The organism is Streptomyces sp. CC53 (genome assembly GCF_001865245.1).
In the GTDB taxonomy this organism is placed as follows: Bacteria; Actinomycetota; Actinomycetes; order Streptomycetales; family Streptomycetaceae; genus Streptomyces.
Genome location: NZ_MKXB01000003.1, coordinates 1 through 15,445, shown reverse-complemented (window position 1 = coordinate 15,445; position 15,445 = coordinate 1). Strand labels below are relative to the sequence as shown.

At 72.7% G+C, this 15,445-nt stretch carries 14 protein-coding genes and 1 riboswitch; of the genes, 9 read left to right on the top strand and 5 right to left on the bottom strand.

The genetic code is table 11. The annotated features are described in order from the left end of the window. Nucleotides 1-10: 10 nt before the first annotated feature. Nucleotides 11-652 (bottom strand): GNAT family N-acetyltransferase, encoded by a 642-nt coding sequence (locus BJP40_RS00150; RefSeq protein WP_071277461.1) that lies wholly within the window; start codon nucleotides 650-652, stop codon nucleotides 11-13. Nucleotides 653-746: 94 nt separating this feature from the next. Here BJP40_RS00150 and BJP40_RS00145 point away from each other — a divergent pair, with 94 nt between their 5' ends. Further along, entirely contained in the window at nucleotides 747-962 is a 216-nt protein-coding gene (locus tag BJP40_RS00145) for an EF-hand domain-containing protein (protein WP_071271718.1), read from the top strand. Between the two features lie 107 nt (nucleotides 963-1,069). Here the strand turns inward: BJP40_RS00145 and BJP40_RS00140 are convergent, their stop codons facing one another. The 4 genes from BJP40_RS00140 to gcvT form a co-directional block, all read right to left on the bottom strand. Continuing rightward, nucleotides 1,070-2,437, bottom strand: coding sequence for an L-serine ammonia-lyase (locus BJP40_RS00140; RefSeq protein WP_071277459.1), 1,368 nt, complete (start codon nucleotides 2,435-2,437; stop codon nucleotides 1,070-1,072). Nucleotides 2,438-2,589: 152 nt separating this feature from the next. Next, nucleotides 2,590-3,846 carry a serine hydroxymethyltransferase gene (gene glyA, locus BJP40_RS00135; protein WP_071277457.1) on the bottom strand — a complete coding sequence of 419 codons (1,257 nt, stop codon included), beginning with the start codon at nucleotides 3,844-3,846 and terminating at the stop codon, nucleotides 2,590-2,592. 55 nt (nucleotides 3,847-3,901) lie between these two features. After that, nucleotides 3,902-4,276, bottom strand: a complete 375-nt coding sequence (gene gcvH / locus BJP40_RS00130; protein WP_071277455.1) for a glycine cleavage system protein GcvH — start codon at nucleotides 4,274-4,276, stop codon at nucleotides 3,902-3,904. An 82-nt stretch (nucleotides 4,277-4,358) separates the two neighbouring features. After that, entirely contained in the window at nucleotides 4,359-5,474 is a 1,116-nt protein-coding gene (gcvT, locus tag BJP40_RS00125; protein ID WP_071277453.1) for a glycine cleavage system aminomethyltransferase GcvT, read from the bottom strand. 171 nt (nucleotides 5,475-5,645) lie between these two features. Further along, nucleotides 5,646-5,750, bottom strand: a riboswitch (glycine riboswitch). 148 nt (nucleotides 5,751-5,898) lie between these two features. On the opposite strand from gcvT, the gene BJP40_RS00120 reads away from it, so the two are divergent. The 8 genes from BJP40_RS00120 to BJP40_RS00085 all read left to right on the top strand — a co-directional run bounded on the left by BJP40_RS00120 (nucleotide 5,899) and on the right by BJP40_RS00085 (nucleotide 15,153). Beyond that, nucleotides 5,899-6,615, top strand: a complete 717-nt coding sequence (locus BJP40_RS00120) for an AAA family ATPase (protein WP_071277451.1) — start codon at nucleotides 5,899-5,901, stop codon at nucleotides 6,613-6,615. A gap of 503 nt (nucleotides 6,616-7,118) precedes the next feature. Continuing rightward, nucleotides 7,119-7,892 (top strand): enhanced serine sensitivity protein SseB, encoded by a 774-nt coding sequence (locus tag BJP40_RS00115; RefSeq protein WP_071277449.1) that lies wholly within the window; start codon nucleotides 7,119-7,121, stop codon nucleotides 7,890-7,892. A gap of 133 nt (nucleotides 7,893-8,025) precedes the next feature. Beyond that, nucleotides 8,026-8,808 (top strand): enhanced serine sensitivity protein SseB C-terminal domain-containing protein, encoded by a 783-nt coding sequence (locus BJP40_RS00110; protein WP_071277447.1) that lies wholly within the window; start codon nucleotides 8,026-8,028, stop codon nucleotides 8,806-8,808. 219 nt (nucleotides 8,809-9,027) lie between these two features. After that, nucleotides 9,028-10,704, top strand: coding sequence for an ABC transporter substrate-binding protein (locus BJP40_RS00105; protein ID WP_071268913.1), 1,677 nt, complete (start codon nucleotides 9,028-9,030; stop codon nucleotides 10,702-10,704). Between the two features lie 117 nt (nucleotides 10,705-10,821). Beyond that, nucleotides 10,822-11,826 (top strand): ABC transporter permease, encoded by a 1,005-nt coding sequence (locus BJP40_RS00100; RefSeq protein WP_071277445.1) that lies wholly within the window; start codon nucleotides 10,822-10,824, stop codon nucleotides 11,824-11,826. Nucleotide 11,827: 1 nt separating this feature from the next. Next, the gene (locus BJP40_RS00095; protein WP_071277443.1) at nucleotides 11,828-12,793 is read left to right on the top strand and encodes an ABC transporter permease; all 966 of its coding nucleotides are present in this window, start codon (nucleotides 11,828-11,830) and stop codon (nucleotides 12,791-12,793) included. A 6-nt stretch (nucleotides 12,794-12,799) separates the two neighbouring features. Next, a complete protein-coding gene (locus tag BJP40_RS00090) occupies nucleotides 12,800-13,789 on the top strand; it encodes an ABC transporter ATP-binding protein (protein ID WP_071277441.1) in 990 nt (329 codons plus the stop codon). Then, nucleotides 13,786-15,153, top strand: a complete 1,368-nt coding sequence (locus BJP40_RS00085) for an ABC transporter ATP-binding protein (protein ID WP_226962434.1) — start codon at nucleotides 13,786-13,788, stop codon at nucleotides 15,151-15,153. The genes BJP40_RS00090 and BJP40_RS00085 overlap by 4 nt, the downstream gene beginning before the upstream one ends. The last annotated feature ends 292 nt before the right edge of the window (nucleotides 15,154-15,445 follow it).

The window sequence follows — 15,445 nt, the reverse complement described above, 5'->3', positions numbered from 1 at the left end:
ACGGCAGGCGTCAGCCCGCCGTCAGCAACGCCTCGGCGCCCACCGGCCGGTAGCCCGCCGCCTGGAAGGCGCGCACGCTCATGGCGTTGCCGGGCGACGCCTGCGCCCACACGTGGCCGCCCGGCACGAGATGCCGGGCGGCCAGGGCCAGCCGGGCGCCCAGGCCACGGCCGCGCGCCCCCTCGTCCACCTCGATCGCGCACTCCCAGCGGCCCGCCACCGCCCGCCCCACGACCACCACGCCGCCCTCGGCCGCCCGCCACACCCGCACGTCGTCGCGGTACGCACGGGCCCGTACGACCCGCGGGTGCTCCGGGTCCTCGATCTCCCGCAACTCCACGGGCGGTCCGCCCGGCAGGCGGTCCGCGACGGTCAGCAGGTCGACGCCGTCCGTCCACCGCCCCGTACGGTCCATCAGCGCGGTGAGGAAGCGGGGGCTCACGGCGGCCGCCAGCGGGTCCCTCCCCACGGCCGCCAACCGGGCGCGCACCCAGGCGGGGTCCTCGTCGACGAACACCACCGAGTGCGCGGTGAAGGCCAGCACTCCGGCGTCCCGCGGACCCGGTTGCGGCACGACCGCCACGGAACCGTCGGGAGCCGGGAACACGCCCCGCGCGGCCGCGGCCAGTACGCGTCCCACTGCGTCTCTCATGGGCCCATCCTCACCCTCCGGGGCCCAGCAGGCCCCGCCCGGTCCAGCCGGTACGCTGACCGCCGTACAGCAGGTATCACGAAGGGGTGGAGCGATGGCGGACATCGAGGCCGCGCGCAAGGCTTTCGACCGGTTCGACGTGGACGGCGACGGGTTCATCACGGCCGCCGAGTACAAGAGCGTCATGGCGCAGCTGGGCGACTTCAACGTCACCGAGCCCGTGGCCCAGGCCGTCATCAACGCGCAGGACGTCAACGGCGACGGGCAGCTGAGCTGGGACGAGTTCTGGACCCGCATCAACAGGGCCTGAGCACCCCGGCCGGCCCCTACGGCCGAGCACCACGGCGGCCACCCGGTTCGGCACCGGGTGGCCGCCGCGTGCGAGAGGGGCCCCGGGGACACCCGGGACCCGCCTCCTCAGCACTCGATGATGTTCACCGCGAGACCGCCGCGCGCGGTCTCCTTGTACTTGACCGACATGTCGGCGCCGGTGTCCTTCATCGTCTTGATGACCTTGTCCAGGGACACCTTGTGCGTGCCGTCGCCGCGCATCGCCATCCGCGCCGCCGTGACCGCCTTCACCGCGGCCATGCCGTTGCGCTCGATGCACGGGATCTGCACCAGGCCGCCGACCGGGTCGCAGGTCAGGCCCAGGTTGTGCTCCATGCCGATCTCGGCGGCGTTCTCCACCTGCTCCGGCGAACCGCCCATCACCTCGGCGAGGGCACCCGCCGCCATCGAGCAGGCCGAGCCGACCTCGCCCTGGCAGCCGACCTCCGCGCCGGAGATGGAGGCGTTCTCCTTGAAGAGCATGCCGATCGCGCCCGCCGCCAGCAGGAAGCGCACCACGCCGTCCTCGTCGGCGCCCGGCACGAAGTTCACGTAGTAGTGCAGGACCGCCGGGATGATGCCGGCGGCGCCGTTGGTGGGCGCGGTCACGACCCGCCCGCCCGCCGCGTTCTCCTCGTTCACCGCCATCGCGTAGAGCGTGATCCACTCCATTGACAGCGCCAGCGGGTCGCCCTCGGAGCGCAGCTTGCGGGCCGTGGTGGCGGCCCGGCGGCGGACCCGCAGGCCGCCCGGGAGGATGCCCTCGCGGGACATGCCGCGGTCGACGCACTCCCGCATGACCCGCCAGATCTCCAGCAGGCCCTCGCGGATCTCCTGCTCGGTGCGCCACGCCTTCTCGTTCTCCAGCATCAGCGCGGAGATCGACAGTCCGGTCTCGCGGGTGAGCCGCAGCAGCTCGTCCCCGGTGCGGAAGGGGTACTTCAGGGACGTGTCGTCGAGCTTGATCCGGTCGGCGCCGACCGCGTCCTCGTCGACGACGAACCCGCCGCCCACCGAGTAGTACGTCTTCTCCAGCAGCGCCGCGCCCTCGGTGTCGTACGCCCACAGCGTCATGCCGTTGGCGTGGTAGGGGAGCGCCTTGCGGCGGTGCAGGACCAGGTCCTCGCCGGCGTCGAAGGCGATCTCGTGGGCGCCCAGGAGGCTGATCCGCCCGGCGGTCCTGATCGCCTCGACCCGGTCGTCCGCGGACTCCACGTCCACCGTGCGGGGCGATTCGCCCTCCAGCCCGAGCAGGACGGCCTTCGGGGTGCCGTGCCCGTGGCCGGTGGCGCCGAGGGAGCCGTACAGCTCGCACCGCACGGAGGCGGTGGAGGCCAGCACGCCCTCGTTCTTGAGGCGGCGCGCGAACATGCGGGCGGCCCGCATCGGGCCGACGGTGTGGGAGCTGGACGGCCCGATGCCGATCGAGAACAGGTCGAAGACCGAGATGGCCACGGGGGACTCCTTGGGTGGTAGACGCCGCTGTCTGCCGGTGGGGTGGTGCAGGTCGGGGCTGGGGTGGTGGTGCCTGGGCACGGGACGGGGCACCGCACTCACCGTGTCAGTGTGCGCGGTGCCCCGGCAAATGGTCTGTTACGTGCCGAACGTCACAGGCCAGGGTAAAGCGGGTGCTTCGCGGCGAGTGCCTCGACCCGGGCGCGCAGCGCGGCGGCGTCGTAGGCCGGCTTCAGGGTCTCCGCGATGATCTCCGCGACCTCACGGAAGTCCTCCGCCTGGAAGCCGCGGGTGGCCAGCGCCGGGGTGCCGATCCGCAGGCCCGAGGTGACCATCGGGGGCCGCGGGTCGTTCGGGATCGCGTTCCGGTTGACCGTGATGCCGACCTCGTGGAGGCGGTCCTCGGCCTGCTGGCCGTCCAGCTCGCTGTTGCGCAGGTCCACCAGGACCAGGTGCACGTCGGTGCCGCCGGAGAGGACGTCCACGCCCACGGCCTTGACGTCCTCCTGGACCAGGCGCTCGGCGAGGATCTTCGCGCCCTCCACGGTGCGGTGCTGGCGCTCCTTGAAGTCCTCGCTCGCCGCGACCTTGAAGGCGACCGCCTTCGCGGCGATGACGTGCTCCAGCGGGCCGCCCTGCTGGCCGGGGAAGACCGCGGAGTTGATCTTCTTGGCGAGCTCGGCGGTCGAGAGGATCACGCCGCCGCGCGGGCCGCCCAGCGTCTTGTGCGTGGTCGTGGTGACCACATGGGCGTGCGGCACCGGGTTGGGGTGCAGCCCGGCGGCGACCAGGCCCGCGAAGTGGGCCATGTCGACCATCAGGTACGCCCCGACCTCGTCCGCGATCCGGCGGAACGCGGCGAAGTCGAGCTGGCGCGGGTACGCCGACCAGCCGGCCACGATCAGCTTCGGCTTGGACTCCTTGGCGAGGCGCTCGACCTCGGCCATGTCGACCCGGCCGGTCTCGTCCACGTGGTAGGCGACCACGTTGTAGAGCTTGCCGGAGAAGTTGATCTTCATGCCGTGGGTCAGGTGCCCGCCGTGGGCGAGGTTCAGACCCATGATCGTGTCGCCCGGCTTCAGCAGCGCGAACATCGCCGCCGCGTTGGCCTGGGCGCCCGAGTGCGGCTGCACGTTCGCGTGCTCGGCGCCGAAGAGCTCCTTGATGCGGTCGATGGCGATCTGCTCGACCACGTCGACGTGCTCACAGCCGCCGTAGTAGCGGCGGCCCGGGTAGCCCTCGGCGTACTTGTTGGTGAGGACGGAGCCCTGGGCCTCCATGACCGCGACCGGAGCGAAGTTCTCCGAGGCGATCATTTCGAGGGTGTTCTGCTGGCGGCTGAGCTCGGCGTCGACGGCGGCGGCGACGTCCGGGTCCAGCTCGTGGAGAGGGGTGTTCAGAAGCGACATCACGCGGTCCCTACGGGTGGGTGAAGGTGGCGGGTGTCCGGGCGCTGCTGGCCGGTCAGCCGGCGTACTCGGTGTACTCGTCGGCGGAGAGCAGGCCCTCGGGCTCCTCCGCGACGCGCACCTTGAACAGCCAGCCGCCCTCGAAGGGGGCGGTGTTGACCAGGGAGGGGTCGTCCACGACCTCCTGGTTGACCTCGGTGACCTCGCCGGTCACCGGCGAGTAGAGGTCGCTCACGGACTTGGTCGACTCCAGCTCGCCGCAGGTCTCGTTGGCGGTGATCGTGTCGCCGACCTCGGGGAGCTGGACGTACACGACGTCGCCCAGGGCGTTCGCCGCGTGCTCCGTGATGCCGACCGTCGAGACGCCGTCCTCGGCGGCCGACAGCCACTCGTGCTCCTTGCTGTAGCGCAGCTCGGTGGGGTTGCTCATGACCTGAATTCTCCTGTACGCGGGGGACTGGTGAGGAACGGGGGCACACTCGGGCGCCAGCGCCGGTTTTGACGCCTTTATGTCACTTCTGGCGCTTGTAGAACGGCAGCGCCACGACCTCGTACGGCTCGTGGGTGCCGCGGATGTCGACACCGACACCCGCCGTGCCGGGGGCGGCGTGGGCCGCGTCGACGTACGCCATCGCGATCGGCTTGCCCAGCGTGGGGGAGGGGGCGCCCGAGGTGACACGGCCGACGACCTCGCCGTCCGAGACGACGTCCATCCCGGCGCGCGGCACCCGGCGGCCCTCGGCGACCAGGCCGACCAGCTTGCGCGGCGGCGCCGACTCGGCGCGCTCGGCGGCCGCCGTGAGCGCCGAGCGGCCCACGAAGTCGCCGGCCTTCTCGAACTTCACGACCCGGCCGAGGCCCGCGTCGAACGGGGTCAGCTCCGTGGTCAGCTCCTGCCCGTACAGCGGCATGCCCGCCTCCAGGCGCAGCGTGTCGCGGCAGGACAGGCCGCAGGGGATGAGCCCGACCGGGGCGCCGGCCTCGGTGAGGGCCCGCCACAGCGGCTCGGCGTGCTCCGGCGCCACGAACAGCTCGAAGCCGTCCTCGCCGGTGTAGCCGGTACGGGCGATCAGCGCGGGCACGCCCGCGACCGTGCCGGGCAGGCCGGCGTAGTACTTCAGCCCGTCCAGGTCCGCGTCGGTGAGGGACTTCAGGATGCCGGGGGACTCGGGGCCCTGGACGGCGATGAGCGCGTACGCGTCGCGGTCGTCGCGCACCTGCGCGTCGAAGCCGGCCGCGCGCTCGGTCAGCGCGTCCAGGACGACCTGCGCGTTCGACGCGTTGGCGACGACCATGTACTCCTGCTCCTGGAGCCGGTACACGATCAGGTCGTCGAGGATGCCGCCGTCCTCCCGGCAGATCATCGTGTAGCGGGCGCGACCGGTGCCGACACCGCCGATGTTGCCGACGAGCGCGTAGTCGAGCAGGTCCGCGGCCTGCGGTCCCGTCACGGTGATCTCGCCCATGTGGGAGAGGTCGAAGAGGCCGGCCCGCGTCCGGACGGCCTGGTGCTCGTCGCGCTCGCTGCCGTACCGCAGCGGCATGTCCCAGCCGGCGAAGTCGGTCATGGTGGCGCCCAGCGAACGATGCAGCGCATCAAGGGCCGTACGGCGCGGGGAAGTGCTCATGAAGGGGGCTCCCAGGTCCAGGGGGCGAGAATGGCGAGGACGATTCCTCCCCATCTGTCATCGGAACCTGAGAGGTTCGCCGTGACCCGCGGGAGGACCCGCCGGGCGCGGCTTGCACCTTGGGTGGAGCCGTCCGCCCTCGGAAGGGGACGGCTCGCTTTTCAGATCTGCCTCACCCGTGCGGTGCGGGGCCTGAGAGATTCAAGGGAGGGACTTGCTCCTTCGGCGCCCGGCCCAGCGTCTGAGGCTGGTCCGGAACTCTCCCGCACGGATTCGATCGGCCGGTATGCGGTTGTCGGCGCGCACATCATTGCACGAGGGTCCCGATCGGCAAACCCTTCACTTGTCGGCGAATCACTTGAGACCTATTACCGTTTCTTTACACTTCGTGGGCAGGCTGTGGGGAGCCGACCCGGGAGGGGCCATGACATTGCAGCGGTCCGAGGCGTACGCCGTGACCGCGGGGGTGCCCGCGCCGTCCGGGCTGCCCGCCCGCGGCGACACCACCGCCGTCCCGCTTTCCGCGGGCACCCCGCACCGCGCGGGCGCCCCGCCGACGGTCGCCGCGCCCGTGCTGCGCGACCTGCGCGACCGCGCCCGACGCGGCCCCCGCGAGCTGGCCTTCGCGGACGGCGACGTCGTCGTGGTCTCCGGGCTGCCCGGCAGCGGCAAGTCCACGCTGATGCGCCGCGCCGCGCCCGGCCGCGCCGTCGACTCCCAGGACGTCCGCGAGCGCTGGGAGCGCCGGGCCCCCCGGCTCGTCCCGTACGCGGTCTACCGCCCGCTCGTGCGCGCCGCCCACTACGCAGGACTGTGGAGCGCCCTGCGGTCCGGTCGGAGCCTCGTCGTCCACGACTGCGGCACCCAGTCCTGGGTCCGCCGCTGGCTCGCCCGCGAGGCCCGGCGGCGGGGCCGCGCGCTGCACCTGCTGCTGCTCGACGTGGACCCCGACACCGCCCGCGCGGGCCAGCGCGAGCGGGGCCGCGGCGTCTCCGCGTACGCCTTCGCCCGCCACCGCAGAGCCGTCGGCCGGCTGCTGCGCGACGCCGAGCGGGGAGTGCTGCCGGGCGGCTGCGCCTCCGCGGTCCTGCTGGACCGGGCGGCCGCCGGAGCGCTGGCCCGGATCACCTTCGGCGGCTGACCGGGGGAGGGGACGCCCCACGGGCGCCGCCCGGGTGGGGACCTCCGGCCTGACCAGGCGCCCGACCGCGGGCGCGCCCGTCGTGACGCCGCCGGCCGGACGGGCGAGCGGCCGGACCGGGCGGTGCGCCCCGCGGCCCGGCCCCGCCCGCGCCCCGACGTGGTGCTGCCGGTCTCCGCGGCTGCCGCCCGGCCACCGCGGCCTCGCGGCCTTGTACCCGGCCACCCCCTGCCCCGGCCGTCCGGCGGACGGGGCCCACGAGGCGCTCACCCCCGCCCCCCGCACCGGCGCGCCCCGCTGCCGGCCGGGACCCACGGGCACACCGCCCCGGGACCTCCCCCTCGCCCACCGCACGTCGCCCCGCCCGCGCCCCGACGTGGTGCTGCCGGTCTCCGCGGCTGTCGCCCGGCCACCGCGGAGGGGCCCTGCCGCCCCGCCCCACCGCCCCCGCGCTAGGGTTCTGCGGAGACCCAAGTGCCCCGCGCGGAAAGGGATGGAGCGCCGTGGACCACGCAGCAGCCGCCACCGCCTGGCCGGCCAACGAGCTCGAAGAGGTCCTCGCCGCCTCCGTCGGCCACCCCGGTGCCGGACCGCGCATCGGCGAGGTCCTCGGCCGCAGCCACGTGTGGGTGCCCCTCCCCAAGGGCGGCGGCCCCGACAGCGCCGGCCCCGGCGGCCCCGGGCTCGACCTGCCGACACTGGAGGTCGACGGACAGCCGTACGTGCCCGTCTTCAGCTCCGAGGCGCAGCTGCGCGCCTGCGTCGGAGACCACATGGACTTCGCCGTGGCGCCCGCCGTCGAGTTCGCCCGCGGGCTCCCGCCGCAGCTCGGCATCGCCGTGAACCCGGGCGGCGCCGTCGGCGTGCCGCTGCCGCCGCCGGCCGTCGCCGAGCTGTGCCGCGCCGGACGCGGCCCGCTGGACGGTCCCGCGACCGGGGGCCGCGTCCGCCTCTTCGAGCCGGACTGGAAGGACGACCCCGTCGACTTCCTCGCCGCCGCCGGGCAGGAGTTCGAGGCCACCGGCCTCGTCCTCACCGCCCGCCGCGCCCTGGCGAGCATCGAAGGCGACCCGCCCGCGCTCTTCGTCGGCGTCCAGCTCTCGTCGTGGGGGGACGCCGACCGCACGGCCCCCCTGGACGCCCTGGGCCGGGCCCTCGGCCGGGTCCCGGTGCCCTGGCCGGTGAACCTGATCCTGCTCGACGTCGCCCAGGACCCCGTCGGCGACTGGATGCGGGAGAAGGTCCGCCCCTTCTACGACCGTGCCCCCGCCTCCTGACCGCCGCCCCCGGGGCCGCCGGGCGCACCCGCGGGCCCCGCCGACCCGCGGAACACGGTGCCTGGGCGGGGCCGCGCGCCGGGCGGCCGCTTAAGCTGGACCGGACACCACGCGGAACGAGGGGCGGGATCCAGTGAGCGCGTCAGGCACGGCGGCGGCCGGTCACGTGGAGCACATGCTGCGGCAGGTCACGCCCGGCCGCTACGACGCCTACGAGGCCCTGCTGCACGCGCTGGCCGACAGCCAGGTGTGGATGCTGCTGTGGCACGGCCGGGCGGGCTCCCCCGAGGCGCAGTACGGCAACGTGGAACTCGACGGGCACGGCTACGCCCCCTGCGTCACCTCCGCCCAGGAACTCTCCGCCTCCGGCTGGGACCGCGACCACGAGGTCGTCGCCGTCCGCGACGTGGCCCGCACCCTCTACCCCGACCGCTGGGGCATCTGGCTCAACCCGCACGCCCCCGGCGGCGGCGTCGGCGTCCCGTGGGCCGACCTGCGCCGCATCGCCACCGGCCTGGACCGCATGCCCGCGGGACCGCTGCGGCTCGGCGAACCCGCACTCCAGCTGCCGCAGTTCTACGCCCTGCTCACCCAGAACGCGCACCGCACCGCCGCCGTCCGCTCCCTGCGCCGGGCGTGGGTGCAGCCAGCCCTCGGCACCCCGTACCTCGCGATCGGCCTCGACCTGTACGACACGAGCCCCGGTTCCGTGGACGCCGTCCGCGCCATGATGCAGCAGTCCGTAGGAGCCGTCCCGGACGGTCTGCCGGTGTCCACGGTCGCGATGTCCGACCCCTACGACCCGGTCGCGATGTGGCTGCGCGCCCACGCCCGCCCCTTCTACGACCGTGAGGCGCACCTCGCCGCCCCGCCGGCGCCCGGCGCGACCGGCTACGGCTACCCGCAGCAGCGCTGACCTGCCGTTCGGCGGGGCCGCCGGAGCGCGCCCCGAAGTCCCCTGTATGTCAGGCGTGTTAACGCGCCCCGCGGGCTTGTCCCGGATGGGACCGGTTTGGCGACTGTCCGGGTCTCGACTAGGTATCACCGCTATCCGGACTGTTCTCCGCAGGTCCACCCGTGGGTAGTGTTCGGCCCACTCAAGACCTCATTCACTAGGCCAAACCAGGGGTGGCCCATGCGAATATTCAAGTCCCGTGCGGTCCGTGCGGTCACCGCGGCGCTGGCCGTCGGAATGATCGCCACGGGCTGCGCCAGCGAGCGCGGCAAGGACAGCGGCAAGGGGGAGGGCGGCGGAAAGGACACGTTCGTGTTCGCCGGTGCCGGCGACCCGAGCTCCCTCGACCCGGCCCTCGCCAGCGACGGCGAGACGTTCCGCGTCACCCGCCAGGCCTTCGAGGCCCTGCTGGAGCACGAGTCCGGCGGCAGCGAACTCGTCGGCGGCCTCGCCGAGACGTGGGAGAGCAATCCCGCGGGCACCGAGTGGACCTTCAACCTCCGCAAGGGCGTGAAGTTCCACGACGGCGAGCCGTTCAACGCGGCCGCGGTCTGCGCCAACTACGACCACTGGTTCAACTGGACGGGCACGTACCAGTCCAGCGCCGTGTCGTACTACTGGCAGGCCATCATGGGCGGCTTCGCGAAGAACGAGGACAAGGAGGCCCCCAAGGCCAACTACAAGTCCTGTGTCGCGAAGGACGAGAACACCGCCGTCATCACCGTCCACGAGCCGTCCGCCAACCTGCCCGGCGGCTTCTCCTTGCAGGCCCTCGCGATCCACTCGCCGAAGGCCATCAAGGAGTACGAGAAGCAGGCCGCGACCGGCGCCGACGACGCCATCACCTACCCGGCGTACAGCCAGGAGCCCGGTACGGTCGCCGGCACCGGCCCGTTCCGGATCACCGGCTGGAACAAGGGCAACAAGGAAGTCACCCTTGAGCGCTTCGACGACTACTGGGGCGACAAGGCGAAGGTGAAGAAGCTCGTCTTCCGCACCATCGACACCGAGGAAGGCCGCCGCCAGGCCCTGCAGGCCGGCGACATCCACGGCTACGACCTGGTGTCCCCGGCGGACGTGAAGACCCTGGAGGGGGAGGGCTTCCAGGTCCCGACGCGTGACGTCTTCAACATCTTCTACCTGGGCATGACCCAGGAGAAGAACCCGGCGCTGCAGAAGCCCGAGGTCCGCCAGGCCATCGCGCACGCCGTCGACCGCGAGAACATCGTCAAGACGCAGCTGCCCGAGGGCGGCAAGGTCGCCACGCAGTTCATGCCGGACACCGTCGCCGGCTGGTCGGACAAGGTGAAGACGTACCCGTTCGACACCGCCAAGGCGAAGCAGCTGCTGGAGGCCGCCGGCGAGTCCGGCCTGAAGCTGGAGTTCTGCTACCCGACCGAGGTCACCCGGCCCTACATGCCGGCCCCGCAGGACATCTTCGAGCTGATGAAGGCCGACCTGGAGAAGGCCGGCATCACCGTCACGCCGAAGCCCCTCAAGTGGGCCCCGGACTACCTGGACGCCACCGAGGCCGGAGCGTGCGCCCTGCACATGCTCGGCTGGACCGGTGACTTCAACGACGGCTACAACTTCATCGGCACCTGGTTCTCCGGCTACGACAAGCAGTGGGGCTTCAAGGAGCCCGCGGTCTTCGACGCCGTCACCGGCGCCTCGAAGGTGACCGACCCGGCGCAGCGCGTGGAGGCCTACAAGGCCGCCAACGAGAAGATCATGGAGTACCTGCCCGGTCTCCCCATCTCCTCGTCGCCGCCCGCCATCGCGTTCGGCAAGAACGTCAACCCGCCGAAGGTCTCCCCGCTGACGCAGGAGAACTTCGCCGAGGTCTCCTTCAAGTAACCGCATCCGCACGCGGGGTCCGCCCGGCCACACCACAAGCGTGGCCGGGCGGACCCATCGCGACGTAGCACGCGTCCGGCGTGAGAATCCCGCGGACGCGAGAAAGGGGCATGCGGGGTGCTGCGACTCGTCGTACGAAGACTGCTCCAGCTCATTCCCACCCTGCTCGGCCTGTCGGTCCTGCTCTTCGTCTGGCTGAACCGGCTGCCCGGCGGACCCGCCGCGGCGATCCTGGGCGAGAAGGCCACACCGTCCGAGGTGGCGCGCATCAACCGGGCCCTCGGCCTCGACCAGCCGGTCTGGGTCCAGTACGGGCGGTTCCTCAAGCGCATCGCCGAACTCGACCTCGGCACCTCCACCCGCACCCGCCAGCCGGTGTGGGACGAGTTCGTCCTGCGGTTCCCGGCGACCGTGGAACTCAGCCTCACCGCCATGATCATCGCCGTGGCGGTCGGCATCCCGCTCGGCTACCTGGCGGCCCGTCGCCGCGGCGGCTGGCTCGACGTGGCCTCGGTGTCCGGCTCGCTCTTCGGCATCTGCGTGCCGGTGTTCTTCCTCGGCATGATCCTCAAGGGCATCTTCGCCGTGGAACTCGGCCTCTTCCCCAGCTTCGGCCGGATGACCACCGGCATCGACGCGACCGAGGTGACCGGCTTCGCCGTCCTCGACGGCCTGCTCACCGGCGAGTTCGACGCCGCCGCGGACGCCTTGTGGCACCTCGTCCTGCCCGCGGTCACCCTCGCCTCCATCCCGCTCGCCGTCATCGTCCGGATGACCCGCGCGAGCGTGCTGGAGGTCCTCGGCGAGGACTACGTCCGCACCGCCGAGTCGAAGGGCCTGGACAAGCGCGTCGTCCGCGGCCGCCACGTGCTGCGCAACGCGCTGCTGCCCGTGGTCACCGCCATCGGCCTGCTCACCGGCTCCCTGCTGTCCGGCGCCGTCCTCACCGAGTCCGTGTTCTCCTTCAACGGCATCGGCAACTTCATCCGCCTGGCCATCGACGCACGCGACTACCCGGTCCTGGTCGGCTTCATCATGTTCATCACGATGGTGTACGTCGTCATCAACCTGCTGGTCGACCTCGCGTACAGCCTCATCGACCCGAGAGTGCGGGTGAACTGACGTGTCCGCCAAGACGTTCACCAAGAAGGACAAGATCGACCACCTCGCGGAGCTCACCCAGCGCAACGACAGCACCTCCGGCGGCAGCCTCTGGAACGAGGCCTTCCGCCGCCTGAGGTCCAGCAAGATGGCCGTCATCGGCGCCGCGGTCATCGGCGTCTTCGTGCTCATCGCGATCGTCGGCCCCTGGCTGGCCCCGTACTCGCCGACCGCGCAGACCTGGCGCGGCGAGGTGTTCGCCAACCGCGGCCAGTTCGTCGGCGCCCGCGCGGAGAACTGGTTCGGCCTGGACCACCTCGGCCGCGACACGTTCTCCCGCATCCTCGTCGGCGCCCGCCAGACGCTCCTCGTGGGCGTCGTCGCCATGCTCATCGGACTCCTCGCCGGCGCCCTGATCGGCATGGTCTCCGGCGCCGCCGCCACCCTCGGCGGCCGGGCGGGACAGCGCGTCGACACCGTCGTCATGCGGGTCATCGACATCATGCTGTCGCTCCCGTCGCTGCTCCTCGCCGTGTCCATCGCGGCCGTGATGGGCCAGTCCCTCACCACCGTGATGATCGCCGTCGGCGTCGTCCAGATCCCGGTCTTCGCCCGCCTGCTGCGCGGCTCCATGCTGGCCCAGGGCGGCTCCGACTACGTCCTGGCGGCGAAGGCGCTCGGCGTGCGGAAGAAGCGGATCGTCGTCACCCAGATCCTCCCCAACTCGCTCAGCCCCGTGATCGTCCAGGCGACCCTCAGCCTCGCCACCGCGATCATCGAGGCGGCCGCGCTGTCGTACCTGGGCCTCGGCAACCCGGACCCCGCCGTGCCCGAGTGGGGCGTGATGCTCGCCCAGGCGCAGCGGTTCTTCGACAACGCGCCGATGATGGCCGTCTACCCGGCGGTCGGGATCATCATCACCGCCCTCGGCTTCACCCTGCTCGGCGAGGCCATGCGGGAAGCCCTCGACCCGAAGCTGCGAGGCTGAACGACCATGCCACTGCTCACTGTTGACGAACTCACCGTGACGTTCGGCGGCCGTGGCCGGACGCCTTCCGCCGCCGTGGACGGCGTCTCCTTCACCGTCGACCAGGGCCAGGTCGTGGGCCTGGTCGGCGAGTCCGGCTGCGGCAAGTCCGTCACGTCGCTCGCCCTCATGGGCCTGCTGCCCCGCAAGGGCGTGACGATCGGCGGGCGCGCCGAGTTCGACGGCGAGGACCTGCTCGCCATGAGCCCGCGCCGGCTGCGCGACATGCGCGGCAGCAAGCTCGCGATGATCTTCCAGGACCCGCTGTCCTCCCTGAACCCGGTCATCCCGATCGGCGTCCAGGTCACCGAGATCCTCCAGCGCCACCGCGGGATGAAGGGCGAGCCCGCCCGGAAGGAGGCCGCGCACCTGCTGGACCGCGTCGGCATCCCCGACCCGCACCGCAGACTGAAGGAATACCCCCACCAGCTGTCCGGCGGCATGCGCCAGCGCGCCCTGATCGCCATGGCAGTCGCCTGCGCGCCGCGCCTGCTGATCGCCGACGAGCCGACGACCGCCCTGGACGTGACGATCCAGGCCCAGATCCTGGAACTGCTGAAGGAGCTCGTGGACCAGGAGGGCACGGCCCTGCTGATGATCACCCACGACCTCGGGGTGGTGGCCGGGCTCTGCGACCAGGTCAACGTCCTGTACGCGGGCAAGGCGGTGGAGTCGGCGGACCGCCGCGAGCTGTTCGCCCACCCCACCCACCCGTACGCGCACGGCCTGCTGGGCTCCATCCCGCGGCTGGACGCGCCGCGCGGCGAGCCGCTCAACCCGATCCGCGGCTCCATCAACGACAAGATCGCCTGGGTCGACGGCTGTGCGTTCGCGCCGCGCTGCGACCACTACACGCTGGAGTGCCTGTCGGGCACGCCGGCCCTGACCGAACCCGGGAACGCCGGCCACCAGGTGCGGTGCGTCAACCCGGTCCTGCCCGAGGAGGTCCAGGCATGAGCCTGCTCGAACTGGACGGCGTGAAAGTCCACTTCCCGGTCAAGAAGGGCCTGCTCTTCGACCGCACGGTGGGCCACGTCTACGCGGTCGACGGGGTGTCCCTGAAGGTCGAGGCCGGCCAGACGTACGGCCTGGTCGGCGAGTCCGGCTGCGGCAAGACCACGCTGGGCCGCGCGGTGCTGCGCCTGGTGGACGTCACGGACGGCTCCGTCGTCTTCGACGGCACGGACCTCGCGGCGCTCCCCGAGGAGCAGATGCGCCGGTTCCGCCGCAGGCTGCAGATGGTGTTCCAGGACCCCCTGGGCAGCCTCAACCCCCGCCAGAACATCGAGTCCATCCTCACCGAGGGCATGCTGGCGCACGGCATCGGCGACGACCAGGAGGACCGGCGCAACCGGATCAAGGCGATCCTGGAACGGGTCGGCCTCCCGTCGAACGCCCTGTCCCGCTATCCGCACGAGTTCTCCGGCGGGCAGCGCCAGCGCATCGGCATCGCCCGCGCGCTCGTCCTCGAACCGGACGTCATCATCTGCGACGAGCCGGTGTCCGCGCTGGACGTGTCCATCCAGGCGCAGGTCATCAACCTGCTGGAGGAGCTCCAGGAGCAGCTGGGCCTGACGTACCTGGTCATCGCCCACGACCTCGCCGTCGTCCGGCACATCTCCGACGTCATCGGCGTGATGTACCTCGGCTCGCTCGTCGAGGAGGCCCCGAGCGACGCGCTGTACGAGGCGCCGAAGCACCCGTACACACGCGCCCTCATGTCCGCGGTGCCCGTCCCCGACCCGGAGGTGGAGGACCGCCGCGAGCGGATCCTGCTCCACGGCGACCTGCCCTCCCCGGCCGCCCCTCCCGCGGGGTGCCGCTTCCACACCCGGTGCCCGTGGGCGCAGCCCCGCTGCGCCCAGGACCGCCCTGAGCTGACGGACACCGGCGACGGCCACCGGGTGGCCTGCCACTTCGCCGCGGAGATCGAAGCGGGCACCCTCGCGCCGATGCGCCCCACGGGCCCGAAGGCCGCGACCGCCGCCATCCCGGAGCAGCCCTCGGCCCCGGTCACGAAGGCGCCCGGACGGGCACGTCCCCACCCGGAGACCGGGCGCTCCGCCCTCGCGCCCGCCGGCACCCGCGGCCGGGTGCCGACTCGCGGCTGTGCGGGCGGCGGTGCCCCGGCTGTGGTTGTGCGGGGTGCGGGGCGCGGGATCCGGCCCGGCACCTGCGGCCGGATGCTGATCCGAGACTGTGCGGGCAGGCGGTGCCCCGGCTGTGGCTGTGCGGGTGCGGGGTGTGGGCGCGGGATCCGGCCCGGCCCTGCGGCACGAAGCATGCGGGCGGGTGCCCGGCGCCGTCCTGCGGGCCCGTGAGAGGGGTGTGCGACCACGGCTTGGGGGTGCAGGGGCGGGGTGTCCGACCCGCACCCTGCGGCACGTGGCACGCGAGGGCGGTGCCCGGTCCCGCGGAGTCGCGGCACGGGGCACACGGGCGGGGTGACGGCGCCGGGCCTTGAGGGCATGCGGGCGGCATGCCCGACCGTGGCCGCCGGGGCGCGCTGTCCGGGCTGCCCGGCCCACTGCCGTGCGGGCACGGTCGGGGCCGCGTGCCCCGCGGCCTCAAGGGCACGCGGGCGGGTGCCCGAGTCGGCAGGGCACCTGGTCA

Excerpts from the sequence above, each read along its gene's own strand:
- BJP40_RS00145 (WP_071271718.1), top strand. The coding sequence starts at position 747 with ATGGCGGACATCGAGGCCGCGCGCAAGGCTTTCGACCGGTTCGACGTG.
- BJP40_RS00090 (WP_071277441.1), top strand. The coding sequence starts at position 12,800 with ATGCCACTGCTCACTGTTGACGAACTCACCGTGACGTTCGGCGGCCGT.
- gcvH (WP_071277455.1), bottom strand. The coding sequence starts at position 4,276 with ATGAGCAACCCCACCGAGCTGCGCTACAGCAAGGAGCACGAGTGGCTG.
- BJP40_RS00105 (WP_071268913.1), top strand. The coding sequence starts at position 9,028 with ATGCGAATATTCAAGTCCCGTGCGGTCCGTGCGGTCACCGCGGCGCTG.
- BJP40_RS00085 (WP_226962434.1), top strand. The coding sequence starts at position 13,786 with ATGAGCCTGCTCGAACTGGACGGCGTGAAAGTCCACTTCCCGGTCAAG.
- glyA (WP_071277457.1), bottom strand. The coding sequence starts at position 3,846 with ATGTCGCTTCTGAACACCCCTCTCCACGAGCTGGACCCGGACGTCGCC.
- BJP40_RS00150 (WP_071277461.1), bottom strand. The coding sequence starts at position 652 with ATGAGAGACGCAGTGGGACGCGTACTGGCCGCGGCCGCGCGGGGCGTG.
- gcvT (WP_071277453.1), bottom strand. The coding sequence starts at position 5,474 with ATGAGCACTTCCCCGCGCCGTACGGCCCTTGATGCGCTGCATCGTTCG.
- BJP40_RS00120 (WP_071277451.1), top strand. The coding sequence starts at position 5,899 with ATGACATTGCAGCGGTCCGAGGCGTACGCCGTGACCGCGGGGGTGCCC.